Consider the following 26,632-nt stretch of genomic DNA (forward strand, 5'->3'; position numbering starts at 1 on the left):
GACCGGACGGGGGAGGTGGGGCGGCCGCCGCGGCACGCCGCGGGGGCGCGCCGCCACGGGGTCAGTACAGGCCGGAGGGGATCTCGCCGAGGTGGACGGGGCGCCGCTCCCGGCGGGAGAGCTCGCAGGCCTCCGCGACGCGCAGCGCCTCCAGCGCCTGCCGGCCGTCGCACGGATTGGGCCGGACGCCGCGCACCACGTCCAGGAAGGTGTACAGCTCCGCCTGGTAGGCCGGGGCGAACCGCTCCAGGAAGCCGGACCACGGCTTCTCCGCCGCCGCCGGGCCGCTCGGTCCGGCGGAGAAGAACGGCGTGCGCTCGTCGAGGCCCACCACGATCTGGTCCAGCTCCCCGGCCAGCTCCATCCGCTGGTCGTAGCCCGCGCCGTTCAGCCGGGTCCCGGTCACCGTGGCCAGCGTCCCGTCGTCCAGGGTGAGGATCACGGCCCCGGTGTCCACCTCCCCGGCGTCCCGGAACATCGAGGGCCCGGCGGCCGACCCGGCGGCGTACACCTCGGCCACCTCGCGGCCGGTCACCCAGCGCAGCGAGTCGAAGTCGTGGATCAGCACGTCCCGGTACAGCCCGCCGGACAGCGCCAGATGCTCCGCGGGCGGCGGCGCGGGCTCGGCGGACAGGGCCCGCACCGTGTGCAGCCGCCCCAGCCTGCCGTTCCACACCGCCTCCTGCGCGGCCACGTGCGCCGCGTCGAAGCGACGCTGGAACCCCATCTGCAGCACCGTGCCCGCCGCCTCCACGTCGGCGATCGCCTCCCTCGTGGACCGCAGGTCCAGCGCTATCGGCTTCTCGCAGAACGCCGGCAGCCCGTACCGCGCGGCGCGCCGGATCAGGTCGGAGTGCGCCGACGTCGCCGCGGTGATGACCACCGCGTCGACGCCCCAGCTGAAGACCTCGTTCACACCGGGCGCCACCGTCGCCCCCAGCCGCTGGGCGATCTCGTGGGCCCGGTTCTGGTCCGTGTCGGTGACGACCAGGGATCCCACCTCGCTGTGCCGGCTGAGGACGTGGGCGTGCAGGGCCCCGATCCGTCCCGTCCCGATGACTCCGATGCGCATGAGGACAAAAAATGGCCCTCACCTGACGTGATGTCAAAGCGCATGTCCGTTTGACCGGACATACGGTTTCACTTCCACCACCGATCGGCTCCGCCCTCCCGCCGCCCCGCGGCGGGCACGCGCCGTCCCCGCCGCCGGGGCGTCCGGACGCCGGGGTGACGCATCCCACGCCCTCGCCGGGAAGGCCCGGAACGCCTCACCCCGCCGACCTTCCCCCCATCCGGATGTTCGATAATGCTGCGTTCGGGTGCGGCCGCCGGTGGCCGGCACCCGGTGCCGTACGACGCGGACGAAGATCCGTGAAAGCCGAGAAGGAAGAAGGTCACGCCTCGTGGGACGGTTTCGGACCTGGGTGGGTATCGCGGTGGCGGGGGCGCTGTGCGTCTCGGTCGCGGGCTGCAGCAGCACCGGCGGCAAGCGCGCCGAGGACGCCCGGAAGGCCTCTGCGTCCCAGGGCAAGGCAGCGGTGAACACCCCCGAGTGGACGTTCGCCATGATCACCCACTCGGGTGACGGCGACACCTTCTGGGACATCGTGCAGAACGGCGCGAAGCAGGCCGCCGTCAAGGACAACATCAACTTCCTCTACTCCCACGACGCCGAGGCGCAGCAGCAGGCCCAGCTGGTGGACGCCGCCGTGGACAAGAAGGTCGACGGCATCATCGTCACCCTCGCCAAGCCCGACGCCATGAAGGCCGCCGTCGACCGCGCCGTGAAGGCCGGCATCCCGGTGATCACGGTCAACTCCGGCTCCGACGTCTCCAAGGACTTCGGCGCCCTCACCCACATCGGCCAGGACGAGACGGTGGCGGGCCGAGCGGTCGGCGAGGAGCTCAACACCCGCGGACGCAAGAGGGTCCTGTGCGTCCTGCACGAGCAGGGCAACGTCGGTCACGAGCAGCGGTGCGACGGACTGAAGGAGACCTTCGACGGCAAGGTCGAGAACCTCTACGTCGAGGGCACCAACATGCCCGACGTCCAGTCCTCCATCGGCGCCAAGCTGCAGGCCGACAAGAAGATCGACGCCATCGTCACCCTGGGCGCCCCCTTCGCCGACACCGCGGCGAAGGCGAAGGCCGAGACCGGCAGCGAGGCCGAGATCGACACCTTCGACCTCAACGCCAAGGTGGCCGCAGGCCTGAAGGACGGCACCCTCGGCTTCGCCGTGGACCAGCAGCCCTACCTGCAGGGCTACCAGGCCGTCGACCTGCTGTGGCTGTACAAGTACAACGCCGACGTCCTCGGCGGCGGTCAGCCCGTCCTGACCGGCCCGCAGATCGTCACCAAGGAGCAGGCCGCCGAGCTGGCCGAGTACGCGGAGCGGGGAACCCGATGAGCACCACCACCCCGGCTGCCGCCGCGGTGGACGAACGACTGCTGCGCACCTCGCCGCTGCGGCGGGTGCTCGGCAGGCCCGAGCTGGGCGCCGTGGTCGGCGCCGTCGCCGTCCTCGTCTTCTTCGCCCTCGCCGCCGACAGCTTCCTGACCGGCGCGGGTCTGAGCACCGTCCTGTACGCCGCGTCCACCATCGGCATCATGGCCGTCCCGGTGGCGCTGCTGATGATCGGCGGCGAGTTCGACCTCTCGGCGGGCGTGCTGGTCACCTCGTCGGCGCTGGTCTCGTCGATGTTCAGCTACCAGACCACCGCCAACGTCTGGGTCGGGGTGGGCGTCTCCCTGCTGGTGACGCTCGCCGTCGGCGCGTTCAACGGCTTCATGCTGACCCGCACCAAGCTGCCGAGCTTCATCATCACGCTCGGCACCTACCTGATGCTGATCGGCATGAACCTCGGGTTCACCAAGCTGATCAGCGACACGGTCTCCACCCGGACCATCGCGGACATGGACGGCTTCTCGCAGGCCAAGGCGGTGTTCGCCTCCACGCTCACCGTCGGCGGGATCAACTTCAAGATCACCATCCTCTGGTGGCTGCTGCTGATCGCCGTCGCCTCGTGGATCCTGCTGCGCACCCGGGTGGGCAACTGGATCTTCGCGGTCGGCGGCAACGAGACGGCGGCCCGCGCGGTCGGCGTGCCGGTGGCGGCCACCAAGACCGGTCTGTACATGGGCGTGGCCCTGGCCGCGTGGATCTCCGGCCAGCACCTGCTCTTCAGCTACGACGTCGTCCAGTCCGGCGAGGGCGTCGGCAACGAGCTGATCTACATCATCGCGGCGGTGATCGGCGGCTGCCTGATCACCGGCGGCTACGGGTCCGCCGTCGGCTCCGCGGTCGGCGCGCTCATCTTCGGCATGACCAGCAAGGGCATCGTCTTCGCGGAGTGGAACCCGGACTGGTTCAAGTTCTTCCTCGGGGCGATGCTGCTCCTGGCGACCCTGCTCAACCACTGGGTCCGCAAGCGCGCGGAGGCGACGAAGTGACCACGGCCACCGAACCGACCGCCGAGTGGACCCCCGGGGCGGCCCCCCTGGTCGAGCTGGAGGGGGTCAGCAAGTACTACGGCAACGTGCGCGCCCTGGAGGGCGTGTCCCTCCAGGCCCGGGCGGGCGAGATCACCTGCGTGCTGGGCGACAACGGCGCGGGCAAGTCCACCCTCATCAAGATCATCTCCGGGCTGCACGGCCACGACGCCGGGTCCTTCCGGATCGCGGGCGAGGAGACCCGGCTCGCCGGCCCGCGGGAGGCCCTGGACCGCGGGATCGCCACCGTCTACCAGGACCTGGCGGTCGTCCCGCTGATGCCGGTCTGGCGGAACTTCTTCCTCGGCTCCGAGCCCGTCAAGGGGCGCGGCCCCTTCCGGCGCATGGACGTCGACCTCATGCGCCGCACGGCCCGCGCCGAACTGCTGCGCATGGGCATCGACCTGCGGGACGTCGACCAGCCCATCGGCACCCTCTCCGGCGGCGAGCGCCAGTGCGTGGCCATCGCCCGCGCGGTGTACTTCGGCGCCAAGGTCCTGGTGCTCGACGAGCCGACCGCGGCGCTGGGCGTCAAGCAGTCGGGTGTGGTCCTGAAATACGTGGCGGCCGCCAGGGACGCCGGGCTGGCTGTTGTGTTCATCACCCACAACCCGCATCACGCCCACCTGGTCGGCGACCGCTTCGTGCTGCTCAAGCGCGGCACCATGGCGGGCCACCACACCCGCGACCGGATCACCCTCGACGAGCTGACCCGGCAGATGGCCGGCGGCGACGAGCTGGAGGACCTGCGGCACGAGTTGGAGCGTGCGGAGCCGCCCGCTCCGGGCGGCCCGCAGGCCGTGGAGGGGGAGGACGAGGAGCGCCCGCGGCCGTGACCGGAGCGACAGGGCGGACGGGGCGTCCCGGGCCGCCGGGGCGGGCGGGACGCCCGGGGCGGACGGGCCGGGTGGGGCGGCGCCATGCGGCGGCTCCCCGGATTGAGGCAGAATCGGCGCGATGAGCACCTACCGCGACCTCGCACTGCCCCGGGCGCTGAACCCGGCCAGGGCGGCCGGAGCCCCCATCGGCTCGCGCCGTACCCCCGTCCTCAGGACGGTCGGCTCCCGGGAACGCCGTTCGCACCTGTCGGCGCCCCGCGTGCCCACGGTCGGCATCGACATCGGCGGTACGAAGGTGATGGCCGGCGTCGTCGACGCCGACGGCAACATCCTGGAGAAGCTCCGGGCCGAGACCCCGGACAAGTCCAAGAGCCCCAAGGTCGTCGAGGACACCATCACCGAGCTGGTCCTGGACCTCTCCGACCGGCACGACGTGCACGCCGTGGGGATCGGCGCGGCCGGCTGGATCGACGCCGACCTCAACCGGGTGCTCTTCGCCCCGCACCTGTCCTGGCGCAACGAGCCGCTGCGCGACCGGCTGGCCGAGCGCCTGTCGGTGCCGGTGCTGGTGGACAACGACGCCAACGCCGCGGCCTGGGCGGAGTGGCGCTTCGGGGCCGGCAAGGGCGAGGACCACCTCGTCATGATCACGCTGGGCACCGGCATCGGCGGCGCCATCCTCGAGGAGGGCCGCGTCAAGCGCGGCAAGTTCGGCGTGGCCGGGGAGTTCGGCCACATGCAGGTGGTCCCCGGCGGGCACCGCTGCCCGTGCGGCAACCGCGGCTGCTGGGAGCAGTACAGCTCGGGCAACGCCCTGGTCCGCGAGGCCCGGGAGCTGGCCGCGGCCGACTCCCCGGTGGCCTTCGGCGTCCTCGAGCACGTCAAGGGCGACATCTCCGCGATCACCGGCCCGATGATCACCGAGCTGGCCCGCGAGGGCGACGCCATGTGCGTCGAGCTGCTCCAGGACATCGGGCAGTGGCTCGGCGTCGGCATCGCCAACCTGGCGGCAGCCCTGGACCCGTCCTGCTTCGTGATCGGCGGTGGCGTCTCGGCCGCCGACGACCTGCTGATCGGCCCCGCCCGCGACGCCTTCCGCCGCCAGCTCACCGGCCGCGGCTACCGGCCCGAGGCCCGCATCGCCCGCGCCCAGCTCGGCCCCGAGGCGGGGATGGTGGGCGCCGCCGACCTGTCCCGCCTGGTCGCCCGCCGCTTCCGCCGGGCCAAGCGGCGCCGCACCGAGCGCTACGAGCGGGTCCCCGACGCGGCCGCCCGCACCTCCGGGGACGGCCTGTGACCGACGCCCGGCCCCCACAGCTCGGCGGTGACGTCGAGCCGTCCCGCCCGGACGCGCCCCAGGACCCGCTGCTGCTGGCCGGCGACGACCCGCAGGCCCGCCGCCGGGTGATCCGGCGCCGCGCCCTGACGCTGCTGACCATCGTGCTGCTGATCGGCATCCCGGCCGGCTACCTGGTGATCTCCGGCGCCCAGAGCCGGGACAGCGGCAAGGACAAGGAGGCGCGGTATTCCGCCACCGGCCTCACCTGGGGCTGGCCCTCCAAGGTGCAGCGCCGCATCTACCAGGTGCCCATCCCGCACCCGGCGGAGCTGGTCGCCCAGTACGAGACCAACAACTGGCGGACCAGCCGGCTGCACGTCCAGTTCCTGACCACCGACGCCGGGCTGGACACCTTCCTGCGGTCCATGGGCGTCACCCGGGAGGACCTGGTGAAGGACAGGATCACCGTCAGCGACCGCGACCGGCGGACCGCGGGGTGGGAGTTCCGCGGGCCCGGCCCCTGGTACGGCCTGACCCATGCCCAGGAGGATCCGCTCCCCACCCAGAACGTGGTCGTCAACATGTCGGATCCGGCTAACCCGATGGTGTACGTGGTGTCCCGCACGACGCCGTGACCTGCGGATACAACGGGGAGGGAGGGTCGTTCGCCGCCCGACGGAGGGCGGTGGACGGCCCTCCGCCCGTGTCCGGGAGACGCGGCGCGCGCCGGTTGTCAGAACCCGAACGTAGAGTCGAAAACAGTGGGCGAACGACCCCGGAGTCCGGGGCGCGGAAGAGGAGGAGGGCAGAGGCATGCACGGCACCGGCGGCACCACCGCGGCACTCGCGCGCCTGGCCGCGGTCTTCCTCCCCGCTCCCCTTCCCCGCGAGGGACGCGTCGCCTTCTGGGACCCGGCCGGCGGCCCGCCGCCCGACGGCGCGCGTACCACGGAGCTCACCGTGGTCCGGGCCCACGGCGCGGGAGTCCGCCGCCGCACCGTCCCGGCCGTCGTCCTCCCCGTCGTCGCGGCCCTGCCGCTGCTGGTCCGCGCGCGGCAGGACGCCGGGGCCCATCCCGCCACCGCCTGCTGGGGCGCCGCCGCGCTGCACGCCCTGGCACTGGTCGCCCGGGGTCGCCTGCTGCCCGGCCTCACCCCCGAGGGGTACGACGCCTGGCGCGCGGGCCCGCTGGAGCCCGAGGACGCCGCCCACCTGAGGGCGGTCGCCGCCGCCCTCCCGCCCGAGGGTCACGCCGTCCCGCTGCCCGGCCCCGCCCCGCTGCGGCTGCCCGGCCCCGAGGCGCTGGTGCGCGCCTTCGTCGACGCGGTGGCCGACGCCCTGCCCCGCACCCCCGCGGCCCCCTACGCCGTCGGCGGCCCCTTCGCCGCGCCCGAGGCACAGCACCTGCCCGGGGCCCACGCATGGGCGGCCGAGGTCGCGTCCGGGATGGACGCCGGGGTGCGCATCTCCCTGCGCCTCGACCTCTCCGCCTTCAGCCTCTTCGACAGCGGCGACTCCGACAGCCGCGACGCCGACGGCGGGGCCACCGGCCCGGCCGGTGAGGGCCGGGAGGTCGGTGCGGTCACCCGCCGCGCCGGCGCCGCCGTCGTCCAGGTGCACAGCCTGGCCGACCCCACGCTGATGGTCGACGCCGCCGCGCTCTGGGCGGGCGAGGCCCCCGACGCCTTCGGCCCCCGGGCGCGCGTCGACGCCGCGCTCGCGATCCGCCGCGCCGCCCGCGTCTGGCCGCCGCTGGAACGCCTCACCGAGCAGCACGTCCCCGACGTGATGGCCCTGGGCGAGGAGGAGGTCGCCGACCTGCTGGGCGCGGCCGCCTCCCGGCTGGCCGCCGCCGGGGTCACCGTGCACTGGCCCCGGGACCTCGCCCAGGACCTGGCGGCCACCGCCGTGGTCCGCCCCGCCCCGGGCTCCGCCACCGACGGCACCGGGTTCTTCGAGAGCGAGGACCTGCTCCGCTTCGAATGGCAGCTCGCCCTCGGCGGCGAACCCCTCACCGAGGCCGAGATGGACACCCTGGCCGAGGCTCACCGGCCCGTCGTCCGCCTCCGCGACCGGTGGGTGGTCGTCGACCCGGCGTTGGTCCGCAAGGCCCGCAAGCGCGACCTCGGCCTGCTCGACCCGGTCGACGCGCTCGCCGTGGCGCTCACCGGCTCCGCCGAGGTCGACGGCGAGACGGTCGAAGCGGTGCCGGCCGGCGCCCTCGCCGCCCTCCGGGACCGCCTGGTGGCGGGCCCGCAGCCCGCGCCCCCGCCTCCCGGCCTCGACGCGGAGCTGCGCGACTACCAGCTGCGCGGCCTCGCCTGGCTGGACCTGATGACCTCGCTCGGCCTCGGCGGCTGCCTCGCCGACGACATGGGCCTGGGCAAGACGATCACCCTGATCGCGCTGCACCTGCGGCGCGCCGAGCGCGACCGGGCCGGCCGTGACGGGGCCGGGGGCGACGGGGGCGGGAGTGACGGGGGCGGGCGGCCCACGCTGGTGGTCTGCCCCGCCTCCCTGCTCGGCAACTGGCAGCGCGAGATCCGCCGGTTCGCCCCCGGCGTGCCCGTCCGCCGCTTCCACGGCGCGGGGCGCACCCTCGCCGGCCTCGACGGCGGCTTCGTCCTCACCACGTACGGCACCATGCGCACCGCCGCCAAGGAACTCGCCGAGGCGGAGTGGGGGATGGTCGTCGCGGACGAGGCGCAGCACATCAAGAACCCGTACTCGGCGACCGCCCGCGCCCTGCGCACCATCCCCACGCCCGCGCGGGTGGCGCTCACCGGAACCCCCGTCGAGAACAACCTCTCCGAGCTGTGGGCCCTGCTTGACTGGACCACCCCCGGCCTGCTGGGGCCCCTGAAGTCCTTCCGCGCCCGGCACGCCCGCGCGGTGGAGGGTGGCGAGGACCCGGACGCCGCGGAGCGGCTCGCCCGCCTGGTCCGACCCTTCCTGCTGCGCCGCCGCAAGTCCGATCCCGGCATCGTGCCGGAACTGCCGCCGAAGACCGAGACGGACCGCCCGGTTCCGCTCACCCGCGAGCAGGCGTCGCTCTACGAGGCGGTGGTCCGCGAGTCCATGCTGGTCATCGAGGGCAGCGAGGGGATCGCCCGCCGCGGCCTGGTGCTCAAACTGCTGACCTCGCTCAAGCAGATCTGCGACCACCCCGCGCTCTACCTCAAGGAGGGCGTCTCGCCGGACCGGGCCCGGGCCGACCGCTCCGGCAAGCTCACCCTCCTCGACGAACTGCTGGACACGGTCCTCGCCGAGGACGGCTCGATGCTGGTCTTCACCCAGTACGTCGGCATGGCCCGGCTGATCACGGCCCACCTCACCGCCCGGTCCGTCCCCGCCGAGATGCTCCACGGCGGCACCCCCGTTCCCGAGCGGGAGCGGATGGTCGACCGCTTCCAGGAGGGCGCCACGCCCGTCCTGCTGCTCTCCCTCAAGGCGGCCGGCACCGGTCTCAACCTCACCCGCGCAGGGCACGTGGTGCACTTCGACCGGTGGTGGAACCCGGCGGTGGAGGAGCAGGCCACCGACCGTGCGTACCGCATCGGGCAGACCCAGCCGGTGCAGGTGCACCGGTTGATCACCGAGGGCACGGTGGAGGACCGCATCGCCGAGATGCTCGAGGCGAAGCGGGCGCTGGCGGACGCGATCCTCGGCTCCGGTGAGGCAGCGCTGACCGAGCTCACCGACCGTGAGCTCACCGACCTCGTCTCCCTCCGGAGGCCGGCATGACCCCACCGCACGTTCCCGACCACGGCGACGCGGCCGACGACGACCTGGCTCGCGCGGACGCCGGGGCCGCGTCCCGCGAGGGCCCGGGCCGCACGGGCGCGGAGACTGTCCCGGGGGAGGACCCGGGCCGCACGGACGCCGATGCCGCCCCGGGGCAGGGCCTGGATGCCGGCGGCGATGCCATGGCCCGGAGTACGGGTGCGGCGGACGAGGGCGCGGCGGGGAACCCTGCCGAGGCCGCGCGGCGTGCGCTGCGGGTGGCGCGGGCGTTGGCGCGGCCCGCCGCACCGGCGACGCCGGGGGGCCGCGGTGCCGAGCGCCCCGACCCGGCCTCGGCGCCGACGGCTGCTCCGGCCTCCGGGGCGAGCCCTTCGGCTGCGGCCCGTGCGGCCATCCGACGCCGTCCGGCGACCGTGGAGGCCGCGTCCGACAAGGGACAAGGGGCGGGGGAGCGCGACGGGACCGGCGCGCAGGGAGCCGTCCGGCCGGGGCCGGCCGAACGCGCCCGCGAGGCGCTGAGGGCCGCCCGGGCGGCGGAGGCACGCGCGGACCGGGCCGCGGACACGGCCGACCGGGGCGGGGACGACTGGGGACCCCACGACGACTCCCTGGCCACCGTCTCCGAGCGGTCGGCGCCGATCACGAGAAGACTCGCGGAACTGGGCGCAGCCGCGCCCGGGTCCGGAGCGGCCCTGCCCGAGCGGTCCGCAGCCGCCGCAGGCGCCTTTGGTGCGGACAGGCCCGCAGTTGAGGGCGCGACCGCGGACGGGTCCGCTCCGGGCGGCTCCATCGGAGACGGTTCTGCTGCGGCCGGCTCCACCGCGGACAAATCCGCTGCGGGCGGCTCCACCGGTGGGCGTGCCACCGCGGACGGCTCGGCCGAGGAAGCGGCCACCGCGGACGGTTCGGCGGAGAACGCGGCCACTGCGGGCGGCTCGGCCAAGGACGTGGCCACCGCGGGCGCCACCACCGCGGACCGCGGCACCACGGACCGTCCGACCTCGGACGTCACCACCGCGGACCGGGCCGCAAGGGGGCGTTCCAGCGCCGGGCTCTTCGGGAAGGACGACCACCCGGCGGGAGACGTACCGCCCGGTGCTTCCCTGGTGCACCGTCGGCCCGGCGACGTTCCGGCCGGCGATCTCCCCGCGCCGGGCCGGGCCGGGCCGGCGCGACCCCCCGTGCAGGGCACCCTTCCGCACGACGATCCCGCGCCCGCGGCCCGGCCCCGAGGTGTGGGCGGCGAGCTCCGCAAGACGTTCGACCGGCTGCCCCCGCGCGAGCAGGGCGCGGCCCTCGCCGGCACGCCCTGGGGAGAGGCGTGGATCACCGCGCTCACCGAGCGGGCGCTGGACCCCGCCCGGCTGGCCCGGGGGCGCCGGTACGCCGAGGAGGGACGGGTCGACTCCGTCACCGTGACGCCGGGGCTCGTGCTCGCGTACGTGCACGGCAGCCGCCCGCGTCCCTACCGCGCCCAGGTCCGGGTCCGCACCCTGGACGAGGACGAATGGGAGGCGTTCCTGGACGCCGTGGCGGAGCGGCCCGCCCACATCGCCGCGCTGCTCGACCGGCAGTTGCCGGAAGCCCTGCTCGAGGGGGGCGTCGGTTCCCCGCTGCTGCCGCGTCGGGGAGATCTCCTGCCGTACTGCGGCTGCCCCGACACCGGCCGCCCCTGCAAGCACGCGGCAGCGCTGTGCTACCAGACCGCGCGGCTCCTCGACGCCGACCCCTTCGCGCTGCTCCTGCTGCGCGGCCGGGGCGAGCAGGAGATCCTCGACGCACTCTCCCGTCGCAACGCCGCCCACGCCGCCCGGGCCGCGGCCGAGGCCCGGGCCGCCCGGCGGACGGCGGCCGGCGGGCGTGAGGGGGACGTGCTGGAGGGGGTGCGGGCCACGGAGGCGCTGGCCCGTGGGGCGGCGGGGCTGCCGCCGCTCCCCGCCCCGCCGGCGCGGCCCCCGCATCCCGGCCATCCGCCCGCCTACCCCGCGGCCCCGGGCGGCCCCGACCCCTACGCGCTGGACCAGCTGGCCACGCACGCCGCCGCCCGAGCCCTCGTCCTGCTCAGCACCGGCGAGGACCCGGTGGGAGACCTGACGCTCTGGGAGGACGCGGTGCGCATCGCGGCGGCCCGTCCCGGCTCGGGCCTGACCGCCACGACCCGCACCCTCTACTCGTCCCTCGCCGCGGCGTCAGGCCGCACCTCTGTCGACCTGGCGCGCGCGGTGGCCGCCTGGAGGCAGGGCGGACCCGCGGGGCTGGCCGCGCTGGAGGGCGAGCCGTGGAACCCGCCCGCCGGCCGTTTCGACCGCGCCCGCCCCCTGCTGACGGCCGCCGGGCTGCCGCCGTTCCGCCCCTGGCGCAACCGCCTGACCCACCCGGCGGGGCACGCCCAGCTACGGCTCGGCCAGGACAACCTCTGGTACGCCTACGAGTCCGAACCCGGCGCGGACGACTGGTGGCCGCGCGGTGCCGCCGATACGGACCCGGTCGGCGCGCTCACCGCCCTGGGCCCGGCCCTCGACCCGGCCGAGCTCCCCCCGGACCCGCCGCACCACTGACCGCCCGTTACCGGCTGTCTTACTCGTGGCGGGTCACCGCCTCAGGCGCCCTGGACCAGCCGGGCCAGCTCGCCGACCGCGGTCGCGAGCGGGACCACCGGCTCGGCGAAGGCGGTGAGGCGGTCCAGGGCCCGGCGCAGTACGCCCGGCTGCGGTTCGCTCTCCGCCAGTTCCTCGCGCAGCCTGCGCAGTTCCACGCGCGGCGCGCTGCCGTCCGGGAGTTCGTCCCGGTGCTGGTCCAGCAGCAGCTCGATGCGGGTGAGCAGTTCCTCCACCCGGGCCGACTGCTCACCGGTGAAGGCCGCTCCGACCGCCACCTGCCCCGCCTCGGCCCGTGCGCCCTGCCCGACGGCCTGGTTGCCCACCTGACTGTGGCCCCCGTACTGCTGCACCCCGTGGTTCACGTGAGCGGCCCGGTGCTGCCCGTTCTCCTGAGCCTGCCGGATCTGACCGTTCTCCTGGTCGGACACGACTCTCCCTCCCCGCGACTCGTTCGCGCATCGCCCTGGATCTGACCTTGCACTTCGCTCTGCATCTCGCCCTGCGTGTCGTTCGGCACGGCGCCACGGGTATCGCGCCCCGTACCCCGCGTCCCCTCCGCCGTCACGCCGGCCGGGTCCCAACGCGGGTCCGGGTCCGCACGCCGGTCGCGCCCTTACCCCCGCGGCGCCCCGCCGGCCGGCCCGGCTCCCGGACCCGTCCGCGGTCCCGGTCCCGGCCCCGGCGCCTGGGCGTTCGCCGTGCCGGCCTGCGCCTGGGCGCCCTGCCCGACGGCCTGGTTGCCCACCACGCTCACCCCGCCGGTCTGGAGCACCCCGTGGTTGAGGATGGTCTGCGCCTGGCTGCGGAAGTCCTCGGTGCTGACCCCGTGGTCGTCCAGGAAGTCCCGCACCGCCGCCAGCGTGTGCCGGTCCAGCGAGGCGAGGGCCTCCTGCGCGTCGGCCCGCTGGAAGTGGTTGAGGTACTCACCGCCCTGCCCCAGCTCCCGGATGCTCAGCCGGGCCCCGCGGTCGAAGGCCGGGTCGGTCACCGCGGCGCCCCGGTCGCGGTCCAGCCGCCGGGCGCGCCGCCGCCCCTCGAAGGCGTGGTCGAGGAACGCCCCGACGGCGCCCCCGGGTATCCCGCCGGTCCGGCGCAACGCCCGCACCAGCAGCGTGCCGCGGAACAGTTCGGGGGGAACGCCGCCCCGCAGGTCGATCTCGTGGGCGTCGCGCCGGACCGGGGCCAGCACGTACCGCTCGCAGCGCAGGTGGAGCGTCCGGTCGGCCACGGAGACGTGCAGCAGGTGACTGGGCACCACCTCACCTCCCCACAGCGGGAAGTGGGCGGTCAGGCAGTGCCGGGCGGGACCGGCCGGAGTGCGCGCGATGTCGCGGACGGCGTCCGGCGCCAGCCGGCTCCCCGGCGCGCGCAGGAGGTCGGGCAGCAGGTCGGCGTGCCCCTCCAGTTCGGTGCCCGCGAGGAACACCCGGTCCTTCAGCACCGCGCCGGCCGCTCCCGCGGTCTCGGCCAGACGGGCCCTCAGCCGCTCCACCACGTCCCAGGCGTCGAACGGGTCGACCGCCTCGCCCGGGGAGGCGGGCAGCAGCGGGACGGAGAACGCCCACTGCGAGTCCCGGGAACCCCACCCGACGTAGGGGTCGAAGCCGCTGTACACGGTGACGTTGCCGTGCTGCGCCTCCGCCACCGCCTCGACGCGTGAGGCCAGGTGCGGGTCGGGCCAGGGGAGCGGAGCGGAGCGCGGGTCGAAGGTGTCGCGGAGCAGCCCCGCCCGCAGCCGGGCGTCGAGCTCCTCCTCGTCGCGGAGCAGCACCCGGAACGCCAGCACGCCGCCCGCCACCACGGCGAGCAGCGGCGGGACGCCTCCCAGGTAGCCGCCCGCCAGCCATGCCAGGAAGCCTGGCAGCGGGAGGGCGGAGAGGCCCAGACCGAGCACCACTCCCGTGACGAGCAGGGCCGCGGCGGGGCCGATCAGGCCGCGCAAGGTCGTGCGGACATCCGGGAGTTCACTGCCCCGGGCCGACCACAGGTCCGCCGGTGCCGCCCGTCCGCGGCGGGCGCTGCGGGCGGGAGCGGCGCCCAGGGCGCGGAAGGCGAACGCCGCGAAGAACAGCCACAGCGGGCCGAGGACGCCGATCAGGCACCAGACGGCCGCCAGCCGTCGGCTCAGCGCCGCGTGCCTGCGACGGGCGGCGAGGGCGTGCCGCACGACCGGCACCAGATCCACGCCGGGGGACGGGGCGACGGCCCCGAGTTCGTCGGCCAGCACTCCGTCCACCACGCGGCGGGCGAAGGCCGGGTCGAGATGGGTCAGGGCGCACAGGTACCGGGTGGCGTCCCCCGGCACGCTGCCGCCGGCCACCACGCCGCCCGGCAGGCCGGCCGACGAGGACAGCACGGAGAGGCGCATCTGTCTGCTCCGTTCTCGGACGAGGTTCGGTGCGAAGGGGAGGGCCGCCCGACCGGGTGCCGGGGCGGACGAACCGGGCCGTGCGGCGGCGACCGCCGCCAGTACGAGGCCGAGCAGAAGCCCGAAGAGCAGTCCGTCCACCAGGACGTTGAGGAAGACCTGCTCGGGGCCGAGGCCCAGGACCCAGGTGGAGCCGTCCTGGGTGAGCAGCGTCAGCCAGGAGAGGACCGAGGCGACGAGGGAGAGGGCGATCGCCAGGCCCAGGGCGGCGGCCCACCGCACGCGTGCCCGGACGCCGCCGAGGACGCGGGGCGCCAGCAGCAAGAGCCCCAGCACCACGGTGACCAGGAACGTGCGCCCCGCGAGGGAGTAAGACTGCTCCCACTCCTCGGGGCCCGGTGAAAGGTCCCACCGGACGGACAGCAGCACCCTGCTCACGAGCGCTGGGACCGGTTCGTCGGGCGGGAGCTCCATCAGGGAGTCCGCCACCCACGGGCTTCCCAGGACCACCAGCCCCGCGCACAGCAGGGCGGCCGCACCCCTTCTCACTCCGGCCCCATGTCTTCGCCTCCGGAACGCACGGAACGTACTCGGGAGCCGAACTGTAGAACGAACGGCGACGCTCCGTCAGCGGGACGGCACAACTCGTGGCCGACGGCGTTCGGCGCCCGGTGCCGGAGACGCTCGGTGCCGAGCCGGCATGACGGGCGTGCGGCGGTCGTGTCGCGGCCCGGCCGTCCGTGTGGAGCGGCCGGTGTCCGGCGGCGGCGCGGGCCGCCGCCGGACACCGGCCGCAGGCGAGGCATGGGGCTACTTGACGCCCAGCAGCATCTCGATCGGGCCGATGGCGAAGTAGGCCAGGAAGAGCACCGCCGTGCCCCACAGCAGCCAGTGGACCTCGCGGGCCCGGCCCAGGCACGCCTTGATGACCACGTAGGCGACGAAGCCGGCGCCGATGCCGTTGGTGATCGAGTAGGTGAACGGCATGACGGTGATCGTCAGGAAGGCGGGTATCGCGACGTCGTAGCGGTCCCACTCGATGTGCCGGACCTGCGTCATCATCAGGAAGCCGACCGCCACCAGCGCGGGCGAGGCCGCCTGCATCGGGACCATGGTGAGCAGCGGGGTGAAGAAGAGCGCGAGGGCGAACAGCCCGCCCGTGACCAGGCTGGCGAAGCCCGTGCGGGCACCCTCGCCGACACCGGCCGCGGACTCCACGTAGGTGGTGGCGGACGAGGAGGAGGCCACGCCGCCGGCGACCGCCGCGGCGCCGTCGATGAGCAGGACGCGGCTCAGGCCGGGGACCTGGCCGCGCTCGTCGAGCAGGCCGGCCTCGGCGGTGACGCCGACGACCGTGCCCATGGTGTCGAAGAAGTCGGACAGGATCAGCGTGAAGATCAGCAGGACCACCGTCAGCACGGTCACCTGGCCGAAGGAGCCGAACAGGTCGAACTGGAAGAGCAGCCCGAAGTCGGGAGCGGCGACCGGGTTGTCGGGGAGGGCCGGAGTGGTCAGGCCCCAGCTCTTCACGTCGGCCAGCGCGTTGATGACGATGGCCAGCAGCGTCATCAGGACGATGCTGATGAGGATGGCGCCCTTCACCTTGCGGGCCAGCAGCACGATCGTCACCAGGACGCCGAGACAGAAGACGAGGATCGGCCAGCCGCCGAGGGTGCCGGTGCCCAGCTGCACCGGCACGGTGGTGTTGGCGGCGTCCGGTATGCGGGTGACGAAGCCGGCGTCGACGAAGCCGATGAAGGCGATGAACAGGCCGATGCCGACGCTGATCGCCTGCTTCAGGGGCTGCGGGATGGCGTGCATGATCGCCTCGCGCAGACCGGTCATTACCAGCACGCAGATCAGCAGGCCCTCGAGCACGACCAGGCCCATCGCGTCGTCCCAGGCCATCAGCGGGGCGATCTGGAAGGCGACGACCGCGTTGAGCCCGAGGCCGGCGGCGAGGGCGAGCGGCAGGTTGCCGCCCACACCCATGATCACGGTCATCACCGCGGCGACCAGGGCGGTGGCCGTGGCGAGCTGCGGGACGTCGAGCTGGTCGCCGAACTTGTCCTTGGCGCTGCCCAGGATGATCGGGTTGAGGACCAGGATGTACGCCATGGTGAAGAAGGTGGCGAGTCCGCCGCGGACTTCCCGGCCGAGGGTCGAGCCCCGCTCGCTGATGCGGAAGAACCGGTCCAGTCCGCCGCCACCGCCGCTGCCGGCGTGCGGCGCGGCGGGACCGGCTTCTGTTTTGTGCATGACGTCTCCTGGGAGGAACGGACAGGGGGGAGATGTGAAGGCGCCGTGTCGACGACGCATGACCGCCTGGCGTGACGAACGCATCTGCGGCATCTCGCGGAGCGGATCATACGCATCCGGCGGCAGGTCTCAACTCCTCTGTGTATACGCCGAGTTGATCTTGAGTGGCGTTCTCGTAGGTAGCTACGAACCTGGTGGTGATCTATCCCGCCCAATCGGGACACCGCAGACAGTGGCCATGGAACAACGCCCGGTGACTGCATAGTCTCCGGCCGTGCATCCACCACTCCCTTTCAACGCACGCGCTGCCCGCACACTGCGCGAGAGGCTCGGGATGGCCCCCGGTCATGTCGCCTACGGAATGCGCGCCTCCTACGGGATGAACTACGTGACGCCCGATCACATCGCGGCCTGGGAACGTGGCGTCGCCATGCCCAGCCTCCAGGAACTGACCGCGCTCGCCGGCGCGTTGTGGTGTGCCCCCGGGGACCTCATGGGCGCTCCGCGCACCCTGCGGGAGCACCGGCTGGCCCGCGGGATGGCGCCCGAGGACGTCGCCCACTCGATCGGCATGGGCGTGGCCGACTACCTCCGTATGGAGGAGACCGGACGGTGGACGGGAAGCGCGTACCAGTCCTCCCAGCTGGGCCGCACCCTTCAGCTGTCGGCGCCCGACATGGTCGCCGTCACCGGTCTCGAGGGCGAACTCGCGGCGCTGCTGGTGGAGGCGGTCTCCACCCGGTGGCAGGCACACATCCGCGCCGTCGCGCGGCTGCTGTCGATGGAGAAACGCGAACTGCAGGAACCCTTACGGGTCATGCACGGCGAGTACCAGAACCTCATTGCCAGGACGCTGAGCCGGGCCACCGGCGCCGCCACCTCCGGCGAGGAGGGGAAGAACTACCTCGACAACGTCGTCCAGCGCTTCTGGGAATGTCTCGGCAGCCGGTGAACGACGGGCAGGGCGTGAGCGCCCGGGGCGGGTAACGCCCGCGCCGGGCACGGGCCGGTAATGCCCGCGCCGGGCGCGCGGACGCCCCCGCCGGAGGATCCGGCGGGGGCGCCTGGGGGGGTGTTCGCCGGCCACGAGGCGTGTGGCCGGCGGCCGACCGTGGTGGGGGTCACGGTCACGGGAACCGCACCGGCCTGCCGGGGGGAGGGGGGCACGTCCTCCGTCCCGGCAGGACCGGCAGGTCCCCCGTCAGGCCCGAGGGCCTGGGTTCAGGAGACCGAGCAACCGGTCACGGCCGGAGCGGTGCTGCCACCGTTCGCCGTGAAGCCGAAGCTGGTCGAGGCGCCGGCCGCGAGCGAGCCGTTGTGGGCGGCGTTCTTGACCGTCACCGTGTTGCCGCTGGTGCTGGTGACGCCGTTCCACAGCGAGACGACGGTCTGACCGGAGGGCATGGTCAGCGTGACCGTCCACCTGCCGATGGCGGCGCTGCCGGCCTTGACGGTCACCGTGGCGTTGTAGCCACCGGACCACGAGGAGTCGGTCCTGAGGCTCGCCGTGCAGGAACCGCTGCCGGCGGGCGGCGGGCTGGTGGGCGGCTGCGTCGACGGCGGCGGGCTGGTCGGCGGAGTGGTGGTGCCGCCGTTCAGCACGTCGAGGACGGCGGTGTACGCAGGCTTCTTCTGGTAGTTGCCGTCGAAGAGCAGCGGGGTGCCGCTCGAGCGCCAGGAGTACTTGTCGGTGACGCCCCAGACGGTGATGCCCGTGCAACGGCTCACCGCGAGGCAGCCCTTGACGACCTTCTCGTAGTTGGCGGCCTGCTCGGAGCCGGAACCCTCGATGTCCAGCTCGGTGAGCTGGACGTCGACGCCGAGGGCGGCGAAGCGCTCGAGGTTCTGCTGGAAGTCGGCGGTCACCGGGGAGTTGGAGTTGAAGTGCCCCTGGAAGCCGACACAGTCGATCGGCACGCCACGGGCCTTGAAGTCCTTGACCATGTTGTACACGGCCGTCGACTTCGCGTTGATCCCGTCGGTGTTGTAGTCGTTGTAGCAGAGCTTGGCCGCCGGGTCGACGGAGCGCGCGATCTTGAACGCCTCTTCGATGTACCCCGCGCCGAGCTTGTCCTGGAAGGGCGAGTTGCGGCGGGCGCCGCTGGTGCCGTCCTGGAACGCCTCGTTGACCACGTCCCAGGCGGCTATCTGACCCTTGTAGTGGGTCATCACCTCGGTGATGTGGGTGGTCATGGCCTTGCGGAGTTCGTCGGCGCCCAGCGAACCGACCCAGCTGGGCAGCTGCGAGTGCCAGACCAGGGTGTGGCCGCGCACCTGCATGCTGCGGCTCTTGGCGTGGTTGACGATCCGGTCGGCGGCGGCGAAGTTGAAGCTCCCGCGGCTCGGCTCGACCGCGTCCCACTTCATCTCGTTCTCCGGCGTCACCGAGTTGAACTCGGCGTTCAGCGTGTTGACGTAGTCCGTCTCGCCGAGCCGGTTGTTGGCGACGGCCGTACCGAAGTAACGGCCCTTCGCGGTAGCGGCGGCGCCGAGCGTGGTGGCCGCCTCGGCCGAGCCGGCCAGAGCGACCATTCCTCCGAGGGCCATGGCGCCCGCCGTCCCGAGGACGACCGCCTTTCTCGTGGCTGTGTGCCACAAGGACTGCACCTTCATCGTCTTGCGACCCTTCCGCTGGGGGGTGGTCAGGATCGAACAGGCAACGGCCGGTTGGGACGGCGCCTCACCGAAACATTCGTGTCGCGTCGAAACGCAAGCTTCGCTGTGAGGCGCCGTTTACCGCTGCGAGGCGAGAAATTAGCGAACTGGAGAGGGAGTTGCGCCCCTGGGGGCAATTTTTGTTACGAAACTTCGTCGCAACTTTCGTCTCACGGGTCCGCAACAGCGTGCCCCGCCGGGAAGGCCATCGTCGACGGGGCGCGAGTGGGAATGGATCAGGCGTGGTGCCGGCGTGGCTCGGGAGGGGACGGTTCGGCTCGCGGTCGCTTCCGAGGACCGGAGTCGCTGGAAGCGCTCCCAGTCCGAGGCGGGGTGCGGCTCGACGGGAGGGCAACATCCGATCACGCCATCCTCGCCCTGGGGTGTTGCGGGGGTGGCGGAGGTGCCGTGGGCCCGCGCGGCCCCGTGACGTGGGTGGTTGGGCGCGTTCCGTGGGCGGCGGCCAGGCCGCGTTCTTGGCGCGTCCTCAACCTTGACGTGAACCTTTCCGGCTGGATTCATGGGAGCGCTCCCATCCATGCGCTCCATCTATGCGCTCCATCTCCCGGGCCGACCCGGGAGCCTGTCCCCCCTTTTCCGCGCATCCCCCTCACCGGTGACCGGACACAGCCGGCGCCGGACTGCTGGAGGCAGAGTGAGAACCGCACACGCACCAGGACGACGGCCCCTCGCGGCCGTGATCGCCACCCTGGCCACGCTCCTCGGGCTGCTCGCCCTCGGCGCCGCGCCCGCCCGGGCCGCGGAGCCCGCCCAGGCGGAGGCGGCCGCCCCGGCCGGCCTCCGCGTCACCGACGGCCGCGTGGTCGAGAGCAACGGCAACGCCTTCGTGATGCGCGGGGTCAACCACGCGCACACCTGGTACCAGAGCCAGACGCAGTCCTTCGCCGACATCAAGGCGCTCGGCGCCAACACCGTCCGCGTCGTGCTCGCCGACGGGCACCGGTGGACCGCGAACAGCGCCTCCGACGTGGCCGCCGTGGTCGACCGCTGCAAGGCCAACAAGCTGATCTGCGTCCTGGAGGTGCACGACACCACCGGGTACGGCGAGGAGTCCGCCGCGGGCACGCTGGACCAGGCCGCGAATTACTGGATCGGCCTCAAGGGTGTTCTCGCGGGCCAGGAAGACTACGTTGTCATCAACATCGGCAACGAGCCCTGGGGCAACAACAACCACGCCGGATGGACGGACGCCACCAAGAACGCGATCACCAAGCTCCGCGGCGCCGGCCTCCGGCACGCGCTGATGGTGGACGCGCCCAACTGGGGCCAGGACTGGTCGAACACGATGCGCGACAACGCCGCCTCGGTCTTCGCCGCCGACCCGGACCGCAACACCATCTTCTCGGTCCACATGTACGGCGTGTACGACACGGCGGCCGAGGTGCAGAGCTACCTGAACACCTTCGTCACCAACAAACTGCCCATCGTGGTCGGCGAGTTCGGACACGACCACAGCGACGGCAACCCGGACGAGGACGCCGTCATGGCGACCGCCCAGTCCTTCGGCATCGGCTACATCGGCTGGTCGTGGAGCGGCAACGGCGGCGGGGTCGAGTACCTCGACATGGTGACCAACTTCGACGCCGCCTCCCTGACCAGCTGGGGCACCCGCTTCTTCAAGGGCGCCAACGGCATCGCCCAGACCTCCCGCGAGGCCACGATCTACTCCGGCGGCACGGGTGGCGACACGCAGGCGCCCACCGCCCCCGGCACCCCCAAGGCGTCCACGGTGAGCGCGAGCTCGGTGGCCCTGACCTGGTCGGCCTCGTCCGACAACGTTGGCGTGACGGGCTACGAGGTCCTCCGCGTCGACGGCTCCTCGCGGACCGTGGTCGCCACCTCCACCACCACCTCCGCCACGGTGACCGGCCTGTCCGCGGGAACCGCCTACACCTTCGCGGTCCGGGCCCGCGACGCGGCCGGCAACCGCTCGGCCGACTCGGCCGGCCTGCAGGTCACCACGCAGCCCGGCGGCGACACCCCGAGCGGCAGCTGTGCGGTGGGCTACAAGATCACCAACCAGTGGTCCGGCGGTTTCCAGGGCGAGATCGTCGTGCGCAACACCACCGGCGCGGCGGTGAGCAACTGGAAGCTCGCCTTCTCCTTCGCCGACGGCCAGAAGATCAGCAACATGTGGGGCGGCACCGTCGCCCAGTCGGGCGCCGCGGTGACCGTCACCCCCGCCTCCTACACCACCACCATCGCGGCGGGCGGCTCGGTCACCCTGGGCTTCCTCGCCTCGAAGGGGAGCGCCAACACCGCTCCCGCCACGTTCACCCTCAACGGGGCGGCCTGCTCCGCCCTGTGATCCGCGGCGGCCGCCCGCCCGTGACGGCCGTCCACGACGCCCCGCCGGTCCGCCGGCGGGGCGTCCGCGTCCCCCGGGGGCCGCCGCCGGCCCGCCCCTCCGCGGGCCGTCGGTGGACGTGTTCCTTCCACAGGGTGAGACGCGGACGTCGGACCGTGCCGGGTCCCTTGACGCCGCCGGAGGGCCGCCTGACACTCCGTTGAGGAATCCTGGTGGAGCGATGGGGGATCGCATGGGCCGTGCGGGACCGGACCTCGGGAGTGACGCCGTCCGCGTCGCCATCCGTCCGCTGCCCCTGCTGACCTCCCGCCGCCACATCGATCTCATGCGTGTGTGCAGTGCCGCACGGCGCCCGCACGGCAGTGCCGTCGCCGCCGGTCGCCGCTGACCGGTCCGCGCAGGCACCCCGTCCCGGCCGCGCCAGGGCGCGCGTGCCGGTGCCTTCCCGCACCCGCGCCGAGCATCCCAGGGAGACCCATGTCCGCCACCACGCCCTCCGCCGCGCCGTCCTTCCGCGGCCGCATCGGCCGCGACGCGCGCAGCGGCTACTACGCCGCGGCGCGCCGCTACCGGCTGCACCTCTCCGTCACCTGTCCGCAGAGCCTGCGGATCGCCGTCACCCACAGCCTGCTCGGCCTGGGCGACACCCTGCCGGTCACGCTGCTGCCCGCCGTGCCGGACGGGTCCGACGGCGGGCACCGGCTGCTGCGACCGCTGTACGAGGCCAGCTCCCACCAGTACGCGGGACCCGCGGCCGCTCCCGTGCTCCACGACACCTGGACCGGACGGATCGTCAGCACGCACACGCCCGACATCCTGCGCGACCTCGTCCGGCAGTTCGGCGCCGACGGCCCCGACCTCCTCCCGCACGGCGCCGAGCGGGAGATCGGGAACGTGGACCGGCTCTGCGAGGAGAACATCGGCCGCGCGGCCCAGCGCGCCGGGCAGTCCGGTGCGGACCGTCCCGCGGAACGCGAGGCGGCACTGGCCACCCTCCTGCTCGCGCTGGACGAGCTGGAGGCGCTGCTGAGCGACCGCGAGCACGTCCTGGGCGGCCAACTCACGCTCGCCGACGTGCGGTTGTGGGTGACGCTGGTCCAGCTGGACACCGTCCACCGCCACCACCTCGACGCGGCGGCCATCCACCGGATCACCGACCGCCCCCGGCTGTGGGCCTACGCGCGGCGACTGGCCGCCCACCCCGCCTTCGGGCCCCACCTCGACCTGGAGGGCATCGCCCGCCGGCACCACGCGCACTGCCGGGGCGAGGAGGCGGCCGGGGCGGCCGTGCGGATCGTGGACTGGGCGGCCTACACGCGCCGGGAAGCGCCCGAGCCCGCGCAGCACGCGAGCTGACCCACGGGAGGATCCACGCCCCGACGGCCCCGCCGCGGCGCCCGAGCCGGTGGGGCGGCCGGCCTGGCGGGGCCGTACACCGGGCGGAGCGCGCCCGCCGTGCGCCGCCCGGGACGGGAGCAGTCGGACCGTGCGCCGCCCGGGAGGGGAGCAGCCGGGCCGTGGACCGCCCGGGACGGGAGCAGCCGGACCACGCGCCGCCCGGGGACGGGAGTAGTCGGACCGTGCGCCGCCCGGGACGGGAGCAGCCGGGCCGTGGGCCGCCGCCCCCGGGGACGGGCGCGCACGAGCCGGGTCCCCGGGCCCCGGTTCACGCCCGTGCACGGTCACGCCGTGCACGGGCAGCGCCTCGCGCGGGTCACGCCCGTGCGGCCGGCGCGTCCGGCACCGCGCTCCCGCGGGCGAGGCCCGAGGCCAGCGACCGCAGCAGGCTCCGGGCCGTCGCGTCGTTCTGCTGGAATCCCGGCGCGTCGGTGAAGGGCCGGGCGAACGCGGCCACGGCCCGCTGGTTGGTGGGCGCGCCCAGGGCCACGCGGCGCGGGTGCGGGCGGCTGCCGAGCCGGGGGTCCACCAGGCCGCCGTCCGGATGCGTCACCGCCAGCAGGCCGGACCGGTGGGTGTCGGTGGGGTCGGCCAGCACCTCCTCCGCGACGGCGCCCCTGCGGTGGAGATCCCGCAGGAGCGGGTCGCTGGTGCGGAGCACGGAGGACCGGGGGAGACGGGCCTCGACCAGTGCCGTGGCGTGCACGGTGTGCCCCGGGACCGTCGGGCTGGTGCCGGTGAAGGTGCCGGTCTCCTCGTCGGTGCCCACCCGCAGGTCCGCGCCCGTGAACCGGACCACGCCCGCCCGGGAGAGGGCGAGGAGCTGCCGCAGCCGGAAGCCGGGCGGGCCGGAGGCCAGGAAGCTGAAGAAGCCCTGCCACCAGCCGTCGAGGTCGCGGGCGACGGACCGGGCCGTCAGGGCTCCCGTCCCGGCGAGCCGGGCGAGGTTCCCGTACACCGAGAGCAGGCCGAGGAAGGCGCCGAGGTCGGCGCTGTGCGCGGGGTCCGCGCGCCGCCCGACGTCGTCGCTGACGTACCCGCGCAGGTACTCCTGGAAGGCCTCGGGCCCGCGGAAGGAGAGACCGTCCAGCGGACGGTCCAGCCGCTCCAGGTCCAGCCGGTCGGCGGGATCCGGGACGGCCGCCGCGACCAGCTCCGCCATGCCGTCCGAGTACCAGCCGAGGGCGTCGTAGGCCGCCTCGAACTCGGGCCAGGACAAGGCGGTGCGCTCCGGATGGGCGAGGAACAGCTCGTGGTAGTGCCCGAACCCGATCTCCTTGGCCATCAGCGGCAGGACGTCCCGCCGGATGTCGAGGGGGCGCGCGGCGGACAGCTCCGCCACCTGGGCGGGACCGAAGTACCGCGGCAGCGGCGGCCGGGGGCCCTGGAGCGGGTAGTGCGTCTTGGAGTGGTACGGGACGCCGCGCCGCGATCCGACGTGCAGCACCGGCTCGCGGCCGGATGGCCGGTAGACGAGCCCCCCGCCGGGCTCCTCGGCGAACGCGCCGCCGCGGCCCTCGGTGAGCAGGGACATCAGATCGACGAAGGCGAGACCGAAACCTCGGACCAGCACGTGCTGTCCGGGACGCAGCGCGGACAGGTCGGCGTCCGCCGTGTAGGCGGGCGGGAGGTGGAACAGCCCGTGCCTGCGGGCGAACGCGGCGTGCGCGTCGTGCTCGGCGGGCGGCGCGGAGTCCAGGTGGCCCTGGGCGAGCACGACCAGGTCGGCGGTGATCGGCCGGGCCCGCCCGGCCAGGTGGACCTGCTGCGGCCCGTCGGGCGGACCGGTGACCGAGGTGGCGGTGGTGGCGTGCCACTCGACGGTCACCCGGGGCGGCAGTTCGGTCAGGACCCGGCGGAACACCCAGTCCAGGTACGCGCTCTGCGCCCTGCGCGTCGGGAAGTCGGAGCCGGTGAGGCGGCGCAGCTCGGCCAGCGTCCCGGGGTCGGCGGGCTCCGCGTAGGGCTCCTGCCGTGGCGCCCGCCCGGAGAACTGCGCGGCCCATTCGGCGAGCGAGGGGCCCGGGCGTACCGGGCCCTCCACGGTGGACGACTCGTCGGTGAACATCGTGACGTCCTCCGCCATCGAGTTCATCCGCAGCAGCGGGGACTGGTCCTGCCGCCAGATCCGTCCCGGTCCGGGTGGATGCGGATCCACCAGGTGGACGTGCAACTCGGCCGTGTCCGGCCACAGTTCCGGCAGGTTCGCGGCGATCCGCTCCAGCAGGCCGGTGGCCCGGGGTCCCGCCCCGACGACGGCCAGCACCGCCGGGTGCGTCCCGGCGCTCATCGCTCACCGCCCTCGACGAGCACCCCGCGGCGGGGCGCCGGCCGCTCCAGCCTCTCGCGCAGCCGCTGGAGCGGAGTGCGGGGCAGGGCCCGGGCCGACCCGCGCGCGTAACGCCGCTCGACGTAGAACTGCCCGACGCCCAGGACGGTGGTGACCGCGACGTACCACAGGGTGGCGACCAGCAGCAGCGGGATCACCTGGTAGGTCTGGTTGTAGACCAGCTGGACCGAGAACAGCAGGTCGTGCACGGCCAGCACGCTGACGATGCTGGTGCCCTTGAGCGTGCCGATCAGCATGTTGCCGGCGGTGGGCACGATCGAGCGCATGGCCTGCGGGACCACGACGCGGCGCAACGTCCGCCACCGGCTCAGCCCCAGGGCCTGGGCGGCCTCGGTCTGCCCGCCGTCCACCGAGAGGACGCCACCGCGGACCACCTCGGCGGCATAGGCGGCCTCGTGCAGGGTCAGACCGATGACCGCGGTGAGCGTGGGCCCCAGCAGGTTCACCGTCTCGACCGTGAGGAACTGCGGCCCGAACGGCACGCCGAGCCCGAGCCTCGGGTACAGGGCGCCGATGTTGAACCAGAACAGCAGCTGCACCAGCAGCGGGGTGGAACGGAAGATCCACACGTAGCCCCAGCTGAGCGCGCGCAGCACCGGGTTGGACGACAGGCGCATCACGGCCAGCGGCGTGCCGAGCAGGAAGCCGAGCACCATGACCACGCCGGTCAGCCACAGGGTGAGCAGCAGCCCGTCCAGCACGGCCGCGGTGGCGAGGTACCGGGCGACCACGTCCCACTGGAACGCGTCGTTGCGGGCGACGGAGTTGAGGACCATCGCCAGGACCAGCAGTCCCAGGGCGCCGGCCACCCAGCGGCCGGGGCGCCGGCGGGGCACGACGGCGGGCAGGTCGACGGAGGGACGAGGAAGGGCGGGCGGCGTGGCCGGGGGAGAGGAGGCGGTACCGGTCGGGGTGACCATTGCAGGTCCTCCGGGAGGGAGTCACGGGGCGGCGGGAAGCGTCCCCGGGGCGCTCGGGAAGGTGCGCGCCCGGGAGCGGTGGTCGTCACGCCCGGCGTGTCCCTCAACACGGCCGGTCCGCCCACCGTACGCCGACGGCCCGGACGGATGTCAACAAGTCCGGGCCGTGGACGCCCTGTTGACGAACCGCCGCGGTTGATGCTCAATGGTCCGCATGAACTCCCGGCAGCAGCGCCTCGTCACGCGCGGCCACATCGACTTCGGTCGTGTGTGGTCCGCCTCGTGTCGCCCCTGCTGACCGGGCAGTCGCAGGCCGTCCGGAACGGCCCGATCCCTCCCTCGGTGACCCCGTCGCGGGCCGAGATCTCATCGTCGCACCCCTGAGCGTCCGGCGTCCGCGC

At 73.9% G+C, this 26,632-nt stretch carries 17 protein-coding genes; 10 read left to right on the plus strand and 7 right to left on the minus strand.

Going from position 1 to position 26,632, the window contains the following annotated elements:
* Positions 1-61: 61 nt before the first annotated feature.
* Complete coding sequence (locus Sfr03f_RS05505; RefSeq protein WP_108952548.1) at positions 62-1,072, minus strand: Gfo/Idh/MocA family protein; 1,011 nt, start codon at positions 1,070-1,072, stop codon at positions 62-64.
* A gap of 331 nt (positions 1,073-1,403) precedes the next feature.
* Here Sfr03f_RS05505 and Sfr03f_RS05510 point away from each other — a divergent pair, with 331 nt between their 5' ends.
* The 7 genes from Sfr03f_RS05510 (at position 1,404) to Sfr03f_RS05540 (ending at position 11,910) form a co-directional block, all read left to right on the plus strand.
* On the plus strand, positions 1,404-2,408 hold the full coding sequence (locus tag Sfr03f_RS05510; protein WP_108952549.1) for a sugar ABC transporter substrate-binding protein: 1,005 nt from the start codon (positions 1,404-1,406) through the stop codon (positions 2,406-2,408).
* A complete protein-coding gene (locus Sfr03f_RS05515; protein ID WP_108952550.1) occupies positions 2,405-3,451 on the plus strand; it encodes an ABC transporter permease in 1,047 nt (348 codons plus the stop codon). Before Sfr03f_RS05510 ends, Sfr03f_RS05515 begins: the two co-directional genes overlap by 4 nt.
* The gene (locus Sfr03f_RS05520) at positions 3,448-4,326 is read left to right on the plus strand and encodes an ATP-binding cassette domain-containing protein (RefSeq protein ID WP_245967408.1); all 879 of its coding nucleotides are present in this window, start codon (positions 3,448-3,450) and stop codon (positions 4,324-4,326) included. The genes Sfr03f_RS05515 and Sfr03f_RS05520 overlap by 4 nt, the downstream gene beginning before the upstream one ends.
* A gap of 121 nt (positions 4,327-4,447) precedes the next feature.
* Positions 4,448-5,626, plus strand: a complete 1,179-nt coding sequence (locus Sfr03f_RS05525) for an ROK family glucokinase (protein ID WP_108952551.1) — start codon at positions 4,448-4,450, stop codon at positions 5,624-5,626.
* Entirely contained in the window at positions 5,623-6,243 is a 621-nt protein-coding gene (locus tag Sfr03f_RS05530) for a sugar kinase (protein ID WP_435841973.1), read from the plus strand. Before Sfr03f_RS05525 ends, Sfr03f_RS05530 begins: the two co-directional genes overlap by 4 nt.
* Before the next feature lie 178 nt (positions 6,244-6,421).
* Complete coding sequence (locus Sfr03f_RS05535; protein WP_108952552.1) at positions 6,422-9,352, plus strand: SCO1167/SCO6262 family helicase; 2,931 nt, start codon at positions 6,422-6,424, stop codon at positions 9,350-9,352.
* Positions 9,349-11,910, plus strand: coding sequence for an SWIM zinc finger family protein (locus tag Sfr03f_RS05540; RefSeq protein WP_245967409.1), 2,562 nt, complete (start codon positions 9,349-9,351; stop codon positions 11,908-11,910). Before Sfr03f_RS05535 ends, Sfr03f_RS05540 begins: the two co-directional genes overlap by 4 nt.
* A gap of 41 nt (positions 11,911-11,951) precedes the next feature.
* On the opposite strand, the gene Sfr03f_RS05545 is transcribed toward Sfr03f_RS05540, so the two are convergent.
* The 3 genes from Sfr03f_RS05545 to Sfr03f_RS05555 form a co-directional block, all read right to left on the minus strand.
* The gene (locus Sfr03f_RS05545) at positions 11,952-12,314 is read right to left on the minus strand and encodes a DUF5955 family protein (protein WP_174721558.1); all 363 of its coding nucleotides are present in this window, start codon (positions 12,312-12,314) and stop codon (positions 11,952-11,954) included.
* A 251-nt stretch (positions 12,315-12,565) separates the two neighbouring features.
* Positions 12,566-14,869: an AbeC-like domain-containing protein gene (locus tag Sfr03f_RS05550; protein ID WP_174721534.1), complete on the minus strand. Its 2,304-nt coding sequence runs from the start codon at positions 14,867-14,869 to the stop codon at positions 12,566-12,568.
* A 261-nt stretch (positions 14,870-15,130) separates the two neighbouring features.
* Complete coding sequence (locus Sfr03f_RS05555) at positions 15,131-16,579, minus strand: NCS2 family permease (RefSeq protein WP_108952553.1); 1,449 nt, start codon at positions 16,577-16,579, stop codon at positions 15,131-15,133.
* Positions 16,580-16,913: 334 nt separating this feature from the next.
* Between Sfr03f_RS05555 and Sfr03f_RS05560 the strand changes: the two genes are divergently transcribed.
* Positions 16,914-17,531 carry a helix-turn-helix domain-containing protein gene (locus Sfr03f_RS05560; protein ID WP_245967410.1) on the plus strand — a complete coding sequence of 206 codons (618 nt, stop codon included), beginning with the start codon at positions 16,914-16,916 and terminating at the stop codon, positions 17,529-17,531.
* Positions 17,532-17,800: 269 nt separating this feature from the next.
* Here Sfr03f_RS05560 and Sfr03f_RS05565 read toward each other — a convergent pair whose 3' ends face one another.
* Positions 17,801-19,192 carry a glycoside hydrolase family 10 protein gene (locus Sfr03f_RS05565; protein WP_108952555.1) on the minus strand — a complete coding sequence of 464 codons (1,392 nt, stop codon included), beginning with the start codon at positions 19,190-19,192 and terminating at the stop codon, positions 17,801-17,803.
* A gap of 697 nt (positions 19,193-19,889) precedes the next feature.
* Here Sfr03f_RS05565 and Sfr03f_RS05570 point away from each other — a divergent pair.
* Together Sfr03f_RS05570 and Sfr03f_RS05575 are read left to right on the plus strand one after the other, a co-directional pair.
* The gene (locus Sfr03f_RS05570; protein WP_435841950.1) at positions 19,890-21,563 is read left to right on the plus strand and encodes a cellulase family glycosylhydrolase; all 1,674 of its coding nucleotides are present in this window, start codon (positions 19,890-19,892) and stop codon (positions 21,561-21,563) included.
* Positions 21,564-22,040: 477 nt separating this feature from the next.
* Positions 22,041-22,919: a glutathione S-transferase C-terminal domain-containing protein gene (locus tag Sfr03f_RS05575; protein WP_108952557.1), complete on the plus strand. Its 879-nt coding sequence runs from the start codon at positions 22,041-22,043 to the stop codon at positions 22,917-22,919.
* A 358-nt stretch (positions 22,920-23,277) separates the two neighbouring features.
* Here Sfr03f_RS05575 and Sfr03f_RS05580 read toward each other — a convergent pair whose 3' ends face one another.
* Together Sfr03f_RS05580 and Sfr03f_RS05585 are read right to left on the minus strand one after the other, a co-directional pair.
* Positions 23,278-25,251: an FAD/NAD(P)-binding protein gene (locus Sfr03f_RS05580; protein WP_108952558.1), complete on the minus strand. Its 1,974-nt coding sequence runs from the start codon at positions 25,249-25,251 to the stop codon at positions 23,278-23,280.
* The gene (locus Sfr03f_RS05585; protein ID WP_108952559.1) at positions 25,248-26,231 is read right to left on the minus strand and encodes an amino acid ABC transporter permease; all 984 of its coding nucleotides are present in this window, start codon (positions 26,229-26,231) and stop codon (positions 25,248-25,250) included. Before Sfr03f_RS05585 ends, Sfr03f_RS05580 begins: the two co-directional genes overlap by 4 nt.
* Between the last annotated feature and the right edge of the window lie 401 nt (positions 26,232-26,632).

It is taken from the genome of Streptomyces fragilis (genome assembly GCF_003112515.1).
Lineage (GTDB): Bacteria > Actinomycetota > Actinomycetes > Streptomycetales > Streptomycetaceae > Streptomyces > Streptomyces fragilis.

Bases quoted from the DNA above. Each gene is read 5' to 3' on its own strand.
- Sfr03f_RS05505 (WP_108952548.1), bottom strand. From the start codon at position 1,072: ATGCGCATCGGAGTCATCGGGACGGGACGGATCGGGGCCCTGCACGCC.
- Sfr03f_RS05515 (WP_108952550.1), top strand. From the start codon at position 2,405: ATGAGCACCACCACCCCGGCTGCCGCCGCGGTGGACGAACGACTGCTG.
- Sfr03f_RS05525 (WP_108952551.1), top strand. From the start codon at position 4,448: ATGAGCACCTACCGCGACCTCGCACTGCCCCGGGCGCTGAACCCGGCC.
- Sfr03f_RS05535 (WP_108952552.1), top strand. From the start codon at position 6,422: ATGCACGGCACCGGCGGCACCACCGCGGCACTCGCGCGCCTGGCCGCG.
- Sfr03f_RS05540 (WP_245967409.1), top strand. From the start codon at position 9,349: ATGACCCCACCGCACGTTCCCGACCACGGCGACGCGGCCGACGACGAC.
- Sfr03f_RS05555 (WP_108952553.1), bottom strand. From the start codon at position 16,579: ATGCACAAAACAGAAGCCGGTCCCGCCGCGCCGCACGCCGGCAGCGGC.
- Sfr03f_RS05560 (WP_245967410.1), top strand. From the start codon at position 16,914: ATGGCCCCCGGTCATGTCGCCTACGGAATGCGCGCCTCCTACGGGATG.
- Sfr03f_RS05565 (WP_108952555.1), bottom strand. From the start codon at position 19,192: ATGAAGGTGCAGTCCTTGTGGCACACAGCCACGAGAAAGGCGGTCGTC.
- Sfr03f_RS05575 (WP_108952557.1), top strand. From the start codon at position 22,041: ATGTCCGCCACCACGCCCTCCGCCGCGCCGTCCTTCCGCGGCCGCATC.
- Sfr03f_RS05580 (WP_108952558.1), bottom strand. From the start codon at position 25,251: ATGAGCGCCGGGACGCACCCGGCGGTGCTGGCCGTCGTCGGGGCGGGA.
- Sfr03f_RS05585 (WP_108952559.1), bottom strand. From the start codon at position 26,231: ATGGTCACCCCGACCGGTACCGCCTCCTCTCCCCCGGCCACGCCGCCC.